This window comes from Emticicia sp., assembly GCF_049241225.1.
Lineage (GTDB): Bacteria > Bacteroidota > Bacteroidia > Cytophagales > Spirosomataceae > Emticicia.
The window spans coordinates 10,170-24,687 of record NZ_JBMLRC010000253.1 but is presented as its reverse complement, the minus strand read 5'-3'; the positions used below and the strand labels follow the sequence as shown (position 1 = coordinate 24,687).

The window sequence follows — 14,518 nt, the reverse complement described above, 5'->3', positions numbered from 1 at the left end:
GTGATTACCGCTTGATGCTCCACCCGAAAACTGGTGGCGTAATTGTGCTTTATGGCTGCAATAAAGAATTAGAAGATGGTCGTGGTGGTTCTGTTGATTTATACACCAATTATTTTACCGAAACTGGTAAAATTGGCTTAGATGTGCCGCCGAGTATTACGGTTGCTTCGCCGAGTCCTAATAGTTTTTGTGCGGGACAAAGTTTCTCTATTTCATTTACAACTGCCGACGGTAATTTTAATATTAATAATAGATTTAGAGTTTTACTTTCTGATAAAACTGGGAGTTTTGATAAAGCGATTGAGTTAGGGAATGATAGCAGAAGAACTGTGAATGTAAAAACTACACAAGATTTAGAGAAAGGAACGTATAGAATAAAGGTAGTTTCGACTTCGCCAATAGTTGAAAGTACGAATACCGTTGAAATAACAGTAGGGGATACGGGTGTGCCGACAATCGCATCTGATAAATTATCAATCTGTGCGGGAGGGAACGAAAAAGTAACGCTTACTACGAGCAGCTGCAAAGATGGCCTTTTGAAATGGTCGAATGGCTCAACCACTACTTCTATTGCAGTTTCACCCGTTGATAATACTACTTATACTGCAACCTGTACGATTTCGGGTTGTAAAGAAAGTGCAGTTTCAAATTCAATTTTGATTCAAGCAGTTAAATTGGCAGTTACTGCCAGCAACACAGGCCCATATTTTGAAGGTGAATTATTGAGACTTAGTGGTGCTTCAAGCACAGGAACGGCTCCGCTAAAATACGAATGGACTGGGCCAAACAGTTTTGCTTCGACGGTTCAGAATCCAAGTATTTTGAATATTTCGGTGAGTGCTTCGGGTACATATACTGTAAAAGTAACCGATGCCAATAATTGCCAAGGAAATGCCCAAACTGAAGTAAAAGTTAGTCCAATTTTGGCCAATGAAACTCCGAAAGGTGCTGAGGTAAGTATTTATCCAAACCCTGTTAGCGAGCAATTGAGTGTGTCGTTTGATGCCGAACCAAACAAACAAATCAGTATAACGATTTTAGATAACCGCGGACGAGTAATTGAGCAACGAAAACTAAAATCGGTAGGCGGAAATCAACAAGAGAAATTTGATTTTAGAAACCTAACGAGCGGGCAATATCTGCTCAAAATAAACACTTCGCAGCAAGAAGTAGTTAAGAAGATAGTCGTCAGTCAATAGTCTATGGACGACCATAGTCGAAAGGTTATCTAAAAAATTGAAGATTAATGATTACAAATTGTTGATTTTAGAAGGTTTTATTTCTGTAATTCTACAATTCTCAATCAATAATCCTTAATCTTCAATCAAAAAGCTCTTATCCTGACGGCTATTATGGACGATAAAAGATAGAAAAACAAAAAAGTATAAAACTCGGAGGTCTAATATAAAACCAATAAAAATGTCGTTAAAAACATATTTCCTACAAGTAAAAGAAGTCGTACAAGAAACGGCTGACAGCGTAACCATTTATTTTTGGCATCCTTTAAGCGAGCAAATCAAGTATAAAGCAGGGCAATTCATCACGATTATTGTGCCAGCGGGTGAAGGTGGCAAGAAAGTACGTCGTAGTTATTCGATGTCCACTTCACCACACAGCGATACCGCCATTGGTGTGACTGTGAAGCGAGTAGAGGGTGGTTTGGTTTCTAATTACCTCAACGATAACGTAAAAGTTGGCGATTTCTTAGAAGTGCTTGAGCCATTGGGTAATTTCTTCGTAGAGCCAGATGCCGATAAAACTCGTCATTTAGTGCTTTTTGCAGCAGGAAGTGGTATTACACCGATGATGTCAATCACAAAGTCGGTGCTAAAAATGGAGCCAAACTCTCGTGTTACTATCATCTACGGAAACCGTAGCGAAGAAACGATTATCTTTAAAAGCAAACTCGAAGAACTCGAAGCTCAGTATGGTTCACGCTTGGTTGTGCATCATTTGTTGAGCCGTCCATCAAGTGTTTGGGTGGGAAAATGTGGCCGAATCAATCAAGGAGCAGCTATCAGAATCATGAAAGAATCTGATACGGACTTCGCAAAAGATAATTTTTATCTCTGCGGGCCTGTGGGTATGATGGAAGACGTGATTGCTGGTTTGGGCATTTATAATGTATCAAAAGACCGTATCCACCGTGAAAACTTCCACGCTCCGATGGTTGAAGACGAACCAGAGCAAGAAGATGAGTCGCTGCAAACTCAGACCGTAAAAGTGAAATACAATGGCGATGAATATGAGTTTGAAGTAAAACCTCACCAAACGATTTTGGAAGCGGCTTTAGACTTAGATATTGATTTGCCGTACTCGTGCCAAGCGGGTATGTGTACGGCCTGTATGGGTACTTGTACGGAAGGAAAAGTGAAATTGGATGAAGAGGATGGTCTGACCGAAAAAGAACTCAAAAGAGGCATAATTCTGACCTGTGTAGCTCATCCAATATCGAAAGGTGTGGTGATTGAGATTGATTAAGAAAGAATTTTAAAAATATTTTTTATGCCATAAATTGCTTTAAAAGAGCGATTTATGGCTTTTTTTATTCCTCAATATTTCTCGAAAATTCAATATTTCTTGCTATTATTGCAGTATAAATTTAGCTATAAACATGACAGCAACAACTCTTAAAAAGCACGTAAGATATATAACTGATGCAAAAGGAAAACCTACGGATATTATTATTAGCTTGAAAAACAAGGAGGTTAGAGAATACATCGAAGACTTGATGGATACTCAAGAAGCTATGGCAAGAGATGATGGACAAGGAAGACCATTTGACGAATTTGTGGCTGAGTATTTATCTAAAAAAATCTAATTTATGAGTTATAAATTAATTATTCATCCGAAAGGCGGAGAAAGAATTTAACAAAATTCAAACAGGATTGGGAAGTATAATTATCAAGAAAATTTATGATTTAGCCGAAAACCCTTTTCCTGCGGGCTATAAAAAGCTTTCAGGATTTAAGAGCGATAGAACATCAATTAAGCAGTGTTACAGAATCAGAGTGGGGGATTATAGAATTATTTACACCATCGAACAAGAAATTATTACTATAACCATTGTGCAAGTCAAAAAGCGTGGGGATATTTATTAAGCAATCAAGGAAGACTTAAAAACATTGCCGGCTTAGTTCGGATAAAATTTTCATTTTAAGCCACAGATTATTTACTTTTGTAATAATCTGTGGCTTTTTTGTTCGTTATACCCCCAAAACTTAAAATTACTTCCGTGCTTTTTAAAAACAGAAAAATACTTTTGCTGGCTATTATTTGTAGCTTTTTTGGTTTACTGACTTCGTTTATATCAATACAAACTCCCCATCTCTATTGGAGAGGGGGACGGGGGGTGAGGTTGCCCGATTTCTTTACTCGTCAAGAACGTTGGGCTGATAGTTTACTCTCAACCATGACTTTGGAAGAGAAAGTCGGGCAGTTATTTATGATTGCTACTTTCTCGAATCGTACAGAAACTTACTACCAACAAGTAGAAAACAATATTGCAACCTATCACCTCGGTGGACTGATTTTCTTTCAAGGAGGGCCGTATCGCCAGGCACGTCTTACCAACCGTTATCAACAAATCTCTCGCATACCACTCATGATTGGCATTGATGCTGAGTGGGGGCTGGGTATGCGGCTTGATAGTGTCATTGAGTTTCCGAAACAAATAACGCTCGGGGCTATTCAAGATAATAGTTATGTTGAAAAATTTGGTGAAGAAGTCGGCCGTCAATGCAAACGGCTGGGCATTCATGTAAATTTTGCACCTTCGGTTGATGTCAACACCAATCCTAAAAATCCGATTATCAATTATCGTTCGTTTGGTGAGTCGCAGTATAATGTTGCCGAAAAAGGTGCGATGTACATCAAAGGAATGAAAAAATACAATGTCATGGGAAGTGCCAAACATTTTCCTGGGCATGGCGATACCGACCAAGATTCTCACCGAACGCTTCCGTGGGTGAGCCATTCGATTGATAGATTGAATGAAATTGAACTTTATCCTTTCCGTAAACTAATTGCTGATAGCGTAGCTATGGTCATGACTGGGCATTTGTTTGTACCAGCTCTTGAGCCTCGCACCAATACGCCAACCTCAATTTCTCGCAAAATTGTGACCGAGACTATCAAAGAGAAAATGGGTTTTGAAGGAATTGCCATTACTGATGCCCTCAATATGCGAGGAATTACGGCAGGTTTACAGGCGGGCGAACCCGAATTACTAGCTTTCTTGGCAGGAAATGATATTTTACTGCAATCGGGTAATCTTCCTGCAGCATTTAATCGAATTAAAGCAGCGGTTGAAAGTGGACAAATTCCGATAGCAGAATTGGAGGCTCGTGTAAAGAAAATCTTAAAAGCGAAGTTTTGGGCGGGTTTAAATAACTATAAACCAATCGAAATGGCTGGTTTAGGTAGTGATTTAAACAGCAAAAAAGCCGCTGATTTAAAAGTTGAATTGTTTGAGCAGGCCGTTACAATCATCAAAAATCAAGATAATTTATTGCCTTTTGTGAATATTGATACCACGAGTTTTGCATCGGTGGCTATCAGTGCCGAGGCGGGTAATGAGTTTCAGAAAATGCTCAGTCAATATGCTAATTTTAAGCATTTTGCCGTACCTTTTAAACCTGCGGCTGATAAAGATGTAGCTTGGGTTTTGGAAGAAGCTGCCAAATATAAAGTGGTAGTTGTGAGTGTGCATGATATGAACAGCCGAGGCGATAGAAACTACGGAGTTTCGCCCGCAACTATTTCGTTTATTAATCAACTTCGACAAAAAACTAAGGTTGTGGTAGTCGGTTTTGGAAATCCGTATGGCATGAAATTGTATGATGGTGTACCTACTTTAGTTTGTGGTTACGAAGATGAAATTGCATCGCAGCGGGTTGTTCCACAGATTTTATTTGGGGCATTACCAGCCAAAGGGAAATTGCCCGTAACGGTTACTTACGAACAAAAAGTAGGCAATGGCGTACAAACTGAACGCATCGGACGAGTATCTTTTGGAACACCCGAGAGTGTAGGTATGAACGAAAAAAAACTCAACGAAATTGAACAGATTGTGCAGCAAGGTATCAGTAATCGGGCTTTTCCAGGTTGCCAAGTTTTGGTGGCTCGCAATGGAAAAGTTGTGTATAATCGAAATTTTGGTACGCTTCGCTACGATGTTTATGAGCCAGTAAACGACCAAACGCTCTACGACATTGCATCAATGACCAAAGTATCAGCAACGCTGCAAGCGGTTATGCTTTTAAACGAAAGAGGAGCAATTGATTTGAATGAAAAAGCCTCAACCTACCTACCCGAAATGCGTGGTACCAACAAAGAAACTCTATTGGTTTCGGATATTCTGATGCACCAAGCTGGTTTGGTAGCTTTCATTCCGTTTTGGGAGAAAACCAAGTCGGGTGGAACTTTTAAAAGTGATTATTACCGTTTCGCAAAAGATAGTGTGAATATGCAAGTGGCTGATAATCTGTATATTACGCCCGCTATTCGAGACTCAGTTTGGCGTTGGGTACAGCAATCGAAACTTATCAATGTCTATGATAGGTTGGGTGGTTATCGGTTTACTTACAGCGATTTAGGTTTGATTATATTGCAGAAAATGGTCGAAAGAATCACGAATCAGCCATTGGATGAGTTTGTAGAACAGAATATCTACGAACCACTCGGAATGACTTCAACGCTTTATAATCCGAATACAAAATTTGCTAAAAATAACATTGCTCCAACCGAAAACGATGCGATTTTTCGAGCCTCACAAATTCAAGGAACTGTACACGACCCAAACGCCGCTTTGCTCGGTGGAGTGGCTGGCCATGCGGGACTTTTCAGTAATGTGAGCGATTTGGTGAAGCTCTATCAGATGAATTTGCAGAAAGGCTATTATGGCGGTCGTCAGATTTTGTTTCCTACAACCGTTCCACATTTTGCCCGAAATTACACGCAACGCAGCCACCGAGGACTCGGCTGGGATAAACCAGAAGCAGGAGACGATAAACCCGTAATTGCGATTGATGCTTCGCCCAAAACTTTTGGTCATACGGGCTTTACTGGCACGGCCGTGTGGGTTGACCCCGAGCGAGATTTAATTTTTATTTTTCTATCAAACCGAGTTTATCAAAGTTCGGCCAATAATAAAATCAATACTTTGAAGATTCGGAAACGTATCCACGAAGTTATCAACGCTGCCATTATTCAATAGTCTTAGATTTTACACGCCCAACGTTTGTGTTTCATAGAACTTTATACTAATTTGCTCTCAGATAAAGACAACCCTTTCTATGAACAAAATAACTATCTTTCTTTCATTTCTTTTTCTTTCATTCACCGTTACAACCTTGGCACAAAAGAAGAAATCAATCATTCGAACCCTCATTGTTGATGGGCAAAATAACCATGTTCAATGGCCTAAAATAACCTTCATGATGAAGAATTATTTGGAAGAAACTGGTAAGTTTAAGGTCGATGTACAACGAACAAAATATACGTGGTTGGGAGAAGAATTTATAAAGAAATTCCCAATTGAAGGCCTTGGCGAAACCGAAGCAATGAAAAAATCGCAAACAGACCCCGATTTCAAACCAGATTTTTCAAAGTATGATTTAGTGATTTGTAATTTTGGTTGGAACGCTGCTCCGTGGCCCGAAGAAACGCAAAAGAATTTTGAGAAATATATGAAAAAAGGTGGAGGATTAGTGGTAATTCATGCCGCTGATAATTCCTTTCCACAATGGCCTGACTACAATAAAATGATAGGTTTAGGTGGCTGGGGCGACCGTACTGAAAAAGACGGCCCTTATGTGTATTACAACAACGAAGGCACTCTTGTGAAAGATAATTCAGCGGGTAAAGCGGGTTCGCACGGGCCAGAGCATGAGTATGTGATTGAAATCAGAAATTCGGAGCATCCGATTACGAAAGGAATGCCAACAAAATGGCTACACGCCAAAGATGAATTATATGACCGACTCAGAGGACCAGCCGAGAATATGGAAGTATTGGCAACTGCTTTTTCGGCAAAAGATAAGAGAGGAACTGAGCGTCATGAACCAATGTTACTCACACTTAACTACGGAAAAGGTAGGATTTTTCACACACCAATGGGGCATATTGATTACTCTGTCGAATGTGTGGGCTTTATCACTTGTTTGCTTAGAGGCTCAGAGTGGGCAGCTACTGGTAAAGTTACGTTACCGATTCCGCAAGACTTTCCAACTGCCGAAAAAACAAGTAGTAGAGCGTTTAAATGATATTTCAGCAGGTAATCCACAAATAATCTTTGTGGATTACTTATTCAACATACTAATTTTTCCTCGCTCGAAATCCATGAACAGAAAATCAAACGGGTCGATGTATTGATTATTTTTCTTCAATGTATAATGCAAATGCGGCCCAGTTACCGTACCCGTAGCACCTACTTCTCCAATTACCTGCATTCGCTTCACGTGCTGGCCTTTCTTTACCGAAATCTTATTCAAATGGCCATAAATCGACTCAAAACCGTAGCAATGCTTGATTTTGATATAATTTCCCAAATCAACCTTAAAACCAACGTCAATTACATCGCCATCGCCCGTAGCAATGGCTTTTTCGCCTGTTGCTCCTTTCAAGTCAATACCACGATGAAACAACGAAACTTTATGCACAGGATGATTACGAAAGCCATAAAATGAATTGATGTTGACCTCTTTTTTCATCGGATAACCCGCAGGAATGGCATTGATGAAATTTTCTTTGAATGGGTCGTTGTAGATATGACGAAGCATATCATTTACTTCAACCATTGGAGTGAGTTGGGTTTCCCAGTAATCTTCCTCAGGAGAGTTATTGCTTTCACTCTGTGAAAAAACCGAAAAATTTATAAACAGCAAAAATATTAAAAACGCTACTTTTTTCATTACCAAAATCGTATGTGGATACAAAAATACGTCGTTTGTTTATTAAAAAGTGTTTTATGTTGTAAACATTCAATAGATTCAACGGATAGTGCTAAACAATCTTATTATTCACAAGGTTTATTCAACTAAGTTAAATATTTATTGGCCTCAGTAAATCTGAAAGATTTTATATCTCGTAAGTATATACATCAATTCGAGTCTCAATTTTTTGAGGTGAATTGATGCAACAGCCGTTAAAAATATTTTATCATTTACTCTATAAATTGCCTTCGAAATAGGCTAATACGTATTTCCTAAAAAATGAAGTTAATCTATCAAGTCATATCATTATGCTTGGTCTCTTTTGTTATACTTTCATCGTTAACAAAAAAAGATGTCCTTCCGCAGAAAAAATACTTGATTGATGCTACCTTACAAATTCAAGAGCAATTTTCAACTAAAAATTCAATATCTCAAATCAGAGAATCTTATAAATCAGTTGAAATACTCTGTTTTTTAGTAAAAAATGAGGTTTTTTTTATTGAAAATGCTCAGATTTTAGAAAGAATAGAGAGAAGGATTTCCCAACCAGACCTTGATACGCTCAAAGCTAATCTTACTAAATTGGTAGCTGACTTACGAGAAACGAATGAAATCAATTGGGCAGATGCTTACCTAAAATCTTTACGAACAACCTATCTGCTCACACTCACAGGTTGGAAAACTAATCAATTATCTGAGCAGAAAAATGCAGAAGCCCAGGCCCAAATCCGAACGCTTCGATTCTTAAATTCATTGCAAAATTGGTCAAATAAAGAACAAACAGATAGGCTTCTATATGATTATCACGAAGCACTAAACAAAGAAAAAATTGATTGGAAAAGCCTATACACAGATTTTGTTTTACCTATCGAAAAAGCATATTTAGCTAATGTAAATACTCATAAATTCACACTTTTTGAAGAAGTTTTATCAAGCGAAAATAAGCCCGATACTTCAAAGATTGCTCTCGGAAAACTCCTTTTCTATGAAACGGCACTTTCGGCCAATTTTAAGCGTAGTTGTTCATCGTGTCATCGTCCGCAAAAAGCTTTTTGTGATAACAGGCAGACAAGTTTAGGATTTCAGTTAGGCACAAATCTTACTAAAAATTCGCCTACGCTTATCAATGCTGCTTACAATACATCATTTTTTCACGATGGTCGAGCCAACGATATTCCATCAGTTGTTGCTTCGGTTGTGAGTAATTCTGATGAGTTTCGGAATGATTTTTCCACGATTATCAATCGGCTTGCTTCGAGCGAAGAATATGTTCAAAAATTTGAGAAAGTTTATCAACAAAAAAGTATTAATCAACACCAAATTCAAGATGCTCTCACAGCATTTATCAATTCACTAACAAGCCGAAAAAGTGTTTTTGATGAATGGGTACAAGAAAAAAATACCACAGTCGATTTATCGGAAGGTTATAATATTTTTATGAAAAACTGTGCTTCGTGTCATTTTACGGGTACTTTTTCGGGATTTTTACCACCATTTTATACAAAAAATGAATTTTATGAGGGTATAAAAACGCCGACTTTACGCAATATTTCGCTCACGCAACCTTACATGCACGATGGCCGATTGACCGAATTATCGGATGTTATAAAAAAACATTATGGAGAAAATCTTTCCGACCAAGAACACCACGCATTGAAGACATTTTTAGAATCGTTGACAGATTCAGAAATAGATACAACAGAACCCAAAAGTTTACCAATGATACCAACGGCTCTTAATCGAAAAGTTGGCGGATATTATTAAAAACCAGTAATCCAAAAAGTGAAAAAATGAAAAAAGAACGATTAATTTTGCTCATAGCTATATTATTTGGTTGTGTGCAATTAAACGCCCAAAAGCAAAATTTGACTGGCGTTTGGAAAATACAAGTGCCACATGGCATTTTGGCGATGGATGTAAGCAACGATAGTAAGAAAATAGTAACGGGAGGTTTATCAAACCAACTAACGGTTTGGGAATTGGCCACAGGTAAAAAATTAGTCGAACTTAAAGGCCACACTGATAATATCGTTTCGGTAAGATTCAGCCCAAATGGTCGATACATCGTGAGTGGGGGAGTTGATAAAACAATTATTCTCTGGGATGCCATCACGGGCGATATTATTCGTCAGAAAATCGACCACGGAGATTATGTGCGTGATTTAGTGTTTAGTCCTGATAGCAAGAGTTTTGCGAGTGCAAGCTGGGACGGAACTGCAATTGTTTGGGATACTTTTTCGGGGCAAAGAATCAATACTATTTCGTCGCACAACGATAACGTAACGGCAGTTGATTTTAACTTCGATGGCAGCGAACTCATTACAGGCAGCGGCGACCACTCAATTTGTGTGTGGGATACCAAAACTTGGGCAAAAAAATACGAACACAAAGAACACACCGATGAGGTTTGGGATGCACGTTTTTCGCCCAACGGTCGCTACATCGTTAGCGGAGCTTGGGATAATATGTGTCGTGTGTGGGATATTGCCGCCAAAAAGCAAGTTTTCAGAATCAACGCTCACGTTTCAGATGTTTGGTCAACTACTTTTACGCCTGACCAGCAGTTAATAGTTACGGGCGGAGGTGATAATCACGTAAGAGTTTGGGATGTAACTAATGGAGAATTGGTGGCCGAATCTCCCGAGGGAATGCACAACGGTTCGGTTGAGTCGGTGGCAGTAAGCCAAGATAACAAAAACATTGTGAGTGTTGACCGCAACGGTAATTTGGTCGTATGGCATTTGCCTACTTATGAGCAACGAATTTCGGCCTATACCAATCGCAAGTACGAAGAATGGTCGAAAAAGAGCCAATACGAAAAACAGGAAGAGTATATTTCGAGACTCGAAAAGAAATCAAATTTCATTGATGATTGGAAGAAAGAATATCAAGCTCTTTCGGTGAATACGTTTATAAAAATGACCGATTGGACAAACTTCCAGATTCTCGGATATGATGCCGAAAAGAGCGTTTTTAAATTAAATTCGCCGTATTTTGGTAAAGTTGCTGTAAAAGTACCGAACCGTGACGCCGAAAAATTTGAACAGTCATTCAAATCAGCCACCTTCACCGAGCCTAGTATTTCGCTCACCGAAAAAGGCTTTATTTTGCAAAAAGCAGCAGTATCAATCGACCCAAGTTCAAGAAAAACCTATACCATTAGCCCTTTGTTTGATGATGAATTGGGCGAAGTGATCGGCAAACAATAACAACGACTGATTATGAAAAAAATAATTGTTTTGTTGTCGTTGCTTAATGTAGGAATGACAACCGATAAACCTCGCCGTGAATTTTACACAAGCAGTAAGCCAAAAGCGGTTTCTTTCAGCACCGATGGTAGTCTGATAGCTGCCAGTTTTGAAGGTTCGATGGAGGTTTATCATACACGGATGGGACTTCGACTGAAAAGTTTTTCCACTGAAAACCTAATAACTGATATAGACGCATCACCAAACGAGCCCAATATTGTGGCTTGTGCCGATAAATCAAATAGTGTTGTGTTTTGGAATATTGAGAAAGGGGAAATTCAAAAGAAAATTACGCTAAAAGACGCAATAAAAAGTATTGAGTATCAGAAAGATGGGCGTGAGATTTTGGTGAATACTGGCAAAAATGTAAGCTTTTATGAGGTGCTTTCAGGAAAAAAAATGCAGACATTTAAGACCACAAACGCTGTTTTGATGACCTACAATCAGCCAAGCCAAATATTGGCTACATCGCACCCAGATAATACAATAACGGTTTGGAATTTAGCGACTAATAAAAAACTTTTTGTACTGAATAAACACAAGGGTAAAATTACGCAAATTGCTATCAATAAAGACGGTAGCCAGCTCATTAGCTCGTCAGTTGACAAGACAATTAGGGTTTGGGATTTGAAAACTGGACAAGAAACAAAGAAAATAGTTTACGACTCAGCCTTCAATTGTGTAGTTTATGATTTAAACGAAAATCATATCATTTCGGCATCAGATGATAAGAAAACGATTGTTTGGGATATCGCTGCCGAAACACCAACGATTTTGAATCAGTACGAAGGACAAAGCGAAGCTATTTTTGTAAGTCGCCACCCAAAAGAACAAATTTTGTTATCGGGTTACAACGACACGGTTTTACAGACTTGGTTGATGAAGTGATTGAAATCTTACCTTAGTTTTGAAAAGCTCTCTTGGCAAAGGAGAGCTTTTTGTTTAACAATCCACCAAGTTTTTTAGTTAACATTTCTATGAATATCGTCTGGTTTAAAAGAGACTTACGCCTAAGCGACCACGCACCTCTCAAAGCTGCTATCGAAGAGGGAGAATCATTTTTGATGCTTTATATTTGGGAGCCATCGGTCATGGCCGACCCACATTACAGCCCTCGACATTGGAATTTTGTGCAGCAATCGCTTGATGACCTAAACACCCAACTTTCGGCTGGAAATGCTTTATTATCCATCACGATTTTAGAAGGTGATGCCGAGGCTATTTTCTCCGCTATCCATCAAAAATATCAGCTTAAAAAAGTATTTTCTTACGAAGAAACGGGCTTGAAAATTACTTACGACCGAGACAAAATTCTGACCAACTATTTCAAAGAAAACAGCATAGAATGGCGAGAATTTCAAACCAATGGTATTGTAAGAAAGCTAAAAAATCGTGAAAACTGGTCGGAGCTTTGGAAAACCCACATGCACCAAAAAATCGACGAGCCAGATTGGACAAAACTAAGAAATCCATGTTTGGTTTTTGATGAAGAAAACGAGATTTCTAAGCAGTTTCTCCCTAAAAAATACTACCTAAATAACGATAAAGAAAGTAAACCAGTTTTTCAGCCAGGTGGCGAAACCTACGCTCACCGCTATCTACAAAGTTTTTTGAATGATAGAGCCAAAAATTATTCAAAAACTATCTCAAAACCGCTTGAAGCTCGCAAAAGTTGCAGCCGACTTTCGCCTTATATCGCTTGGGGAAATTTGTCGATTCGACAAGTGTATCAGTACACCCAAAACGCCAAAAAGCGAGTTTCGTATCGCCGAGATTTAGAAAACTTTGTTTCTCGACTGCACTGGCATTGTCATTTCATTCAGAAGTTTGAAATGGAAGACCGCATGGAGTTTGAAAACATCAATCGAGGTTATGATAACTTACAAAAAACTGAAAAGCAACACTTTATCGAGCAATGGCAAGCAGGAAAAACAGGCTATCCGCTCGTGGATGCTTGTATGAGATGTGTCTGTGAGACTGGCTATTTGAACTTTCGGATGCGGGCAATGGTGGTTTCCTTTCTTACGCATCAACTCTTTCAGCATTGGAAAACTGGTGCGATTTTTCTCGCCCAACAATTTCTTGATTTCGAGCCAGGAATTCACTATCCGCAGTTTCAGATGCAAGCGGGCGTTACGGGTATGAATACCGTCAGGATGTATAATCCCGTGAAACAATCGCAAGACCACGACCCGCACGGAATTTTTATTAAAACTTGGGTAAAAGAACTCGAAAACTGCCCCGAAAACTTTATTCATGAGCCGTGGAAAATGACCCCAATGGAGCAAGATTTATATAATTTTCGTTTAGGAGAAAATTATCCTTTTCCAATAATTGATTTAGAACAAACCACTAAATTTGCCAAAGATAAACTCTGGGGCATCAGAAAAAACATTGAAGTAAAAGCCGAAAGCAAACGAATTTTAAGCAAACACGTTGTGCATCGGAAGAAAAAGAAATAATTTTGTCTGTGGGGCGAATCGGGCGGCGACCGCATCCTGTTCGCTGAACAAAGAGAGAGCAATAAAATCTTTAGGCTATCAAAAAAACAATCTTGAAAACCACTAATAAGAAGCATTAAGTGAAAAACCATAAACCTTATCTATACCTCCTCACTTCCATGTATATCGCAGGAGTAATTGGTCTAAACATCAATACTACTGCCGAACTTTTCAAATTTCTTACGCCATTCAATTTGGTGGCATCGTTGGGTATTTTGCTCTATTTTCACAACGATTGGAATCGAAATTTTATCATTTTTGCCGTAATTACCTTTCTGACTGGCTATTTCATTGAGGTCATAGGTGTAAAAACTGGACTAATCTTTGGGCATTATCAATACGACCGAACTCTCGGATTTGAGATTCTTGAAGTACCGCCAGTCATTGGTGTCAATTGGCTTTTGTTGGTTTATTGTGTCGGAAGTTCATTTTGCCGAGTCAATCAACCGCTTTACATCAAAGTAATTTACGGAGCAATGCTCATGACAATGTTCGATTTTCTGGTCGAGCCAATCGCCATTCGTTTAGAAATGTGGTCGTGGTTTGGGCTGCTTCCACCAATTCAAAACTACATTGGCTGGTTTCTCGTTTCGGCGTTTTTGCTCACGCTTTTTCATTGGTTACCGTTCCGGAAAGACAATAAAATTGCTTTCTGGTTACTTATTCTCCAAATATCTTTTTTCGGCGTACAAAGTTTGTTATTTTAATTTTTAAATCATTACAACTTTTTTCCATTAAACTGAATCATTACTTTTGAAAGACTATTATTTCAAATATTCATTAGTTGTATGAAACGCTCGCTCAAAGTTTTTATCGGAATCTTAACTGGTTTGGT

The 14,518-nt window shown here is 38.7% G+C and carries 12 protein-coding genes; 11 read left to right on the top strand and 1 reads right to left on the bottom strand.

What is annotated here, in order from left to right; genetic code table 11:
• The 6 genes from ACOVO2_RS13675 to ACOVO2_RS13650 form a co-directional block, all read left to right on the top strand.
• On the top strand, nt 1–1,199 hold a 1,199-nt coding region (locus ACOVO2_RS13675; RefSeq protein WP_421770519.1), incomplete at its 5' end, for a T9SS type A sorting domain-containing protein.
• A 220-nt stretch (nt 1,200–1,419) separates the two neighbouring features.
• Nucleotides 1,420–2,481 (top strand): 2Fe-2S iron-sulfur cluster-binding protein, encoded by a 1,062-nt coding sequence (locus ACOVO2_RS13670; RefSeq protein WP_421770518.1) that lies wholly within the window; start codon nt 1,420–1,422, stop codon nt 2,479–2,481.
• 133 nt (nt 2,482–2,614) lie between these two features.
• Complete coding sequence (locus tag ACOVO2_RS13665) at nt 2,615–2,821, top strand: hypothetical protein (protein WP_421770517.1); 207 nt, start codon at nt 2,615–2,617, stop codon at nt 2,819–2,821.
• Between the two features lie 25 nt (nt 2,822–2,846).
• A complete protein-coding gene (locus ACOVO2_RS13660; protein ID WP_421770522.1) occupies nt 2,847–3,101 on the top strand; it encodes a type II toxin-antitoxin system RelE family toxin in 255 nt (84 codons plus the stop codon).
• A 134-nt stretch (nt 3,102–3,235) separates the two neighbouring features.
• Nucleotides 3,236–6,217: a glycoside hydrolase family 3 N-terminal domain-containing protein gene (locus ACOVO2_RS13655; protein ID WP_421770516.1), complete on the top strand. Its 2,982-nt coding sequence runs from the start codon at nt 3,236–3,238 to the stop codon at nt 6,215–6,217.
• Nucleotides 6,218–6,296: 79 nt separating this feature from the next.
• Nucleotides 6,297–7,265 (top strand): ThuA domain-containing protein, encoded by a 969-nt coding sequence (locus ACOVO2_RS13650; protein ID WP_421770515.1) that lies wholly within the window; start codon nt 6,297–6,299, stop codon nt 7,263–7,265.
• 36 nt (nt 7,266–7,301) lie between these two features.
• Here ACOVO2_RS13650 and ACOVO2_RS13645 read toward each other — a convergent pair whose 3' ends face one another.
• Complete coding sequence (locus ACOVO2_RS13645) at nt 7,302–7,913, bottom strand: M23 family metallopeptidase (RefSeq protein ID WP_421770514.1); 612 nt, start codon at nt 7,911–7,913, stop codon at nt 7,302–7,304.
• Nucleotides 7,914–8,213: 300 nt separating this feature from the next.
• Between ACOVO2_RS13645 and ACOVO2_RS13640 the strand changes: the two genes are divergently transcribed.
• The 5 genes from ACOVO2_RS13640 to ACOVO2_RS13620 all read left to right on the top strand — a co-directional run bounded on the left by ACOVO2_RS13640 (nt 8,214) and on the right by ACOVO2_RS13620 (nt 14,390).
• A complete protein-coding gene (locus tag ACOVO2_RS13640; RefSeq protein WP_421770513.1) occupies nt 8,214–9,698 on the top strand; it encodes a cytochrome-c peroxidase in 1,485 nt (494 codons plus the stop codon).
• 26 nt (nt 9,699–9,724) lie between these two features.
• The gene (locus ACOVO2_RS13635; protein ID WP_421770512.1) at nt 9,725–11,143 is read left to right on the top strand and encodes a WD40 repeat domain-containing protein; all 1,419 of its coding nucleotides are present in this window, start codon (nt 9,725–9,727) and stop codon (nt 11,141–11,143) included.
• Nucleotides 11,144–11,155: 12 nt separating this feature from the next.
• On the top strand, nt 11,156–12,070 hold the full coding sequence (locus ACOVO2_RS13630) for a WD40 repeat domain-containing protein (RefSeq protein WP_421770511.1): 915 nt from the start codon (nt 11,156–11,158) through the stop codon (nt 12,068–12,070).
• An 89-nt stretch (nt 12,071–12,159) separates the two neighbouring features.
• Nucleotides 12,160–13,644 (top strand): deoxyribodipyrimidine photo-lyase/cryptochrome family protein, encoded by a 1,485-nt coding sequence (locus ACOVO2_RS13625; RefSeq protein WP_421770510.1) that lies wholly within the window; start codon nt 12,160–12,162, stop codon nt 13,642–13,644.
• A gap of 119 nt (nt 13,645–13,763) precedes the next feature.
• Nucleotides 13,764–14,390 (top strand): carotenoid biosynthesis protein, encoded by a 627-nt coding sequence (locus ACOVO2_RS13620; protein WP_421770509.1) that lies wholly within the window; start codon nt 13,764–13,766, stop codon nt 14,388–14,390.
• Nucleotides 14,391–14,518: the final 128 nt, after the last annotated feature.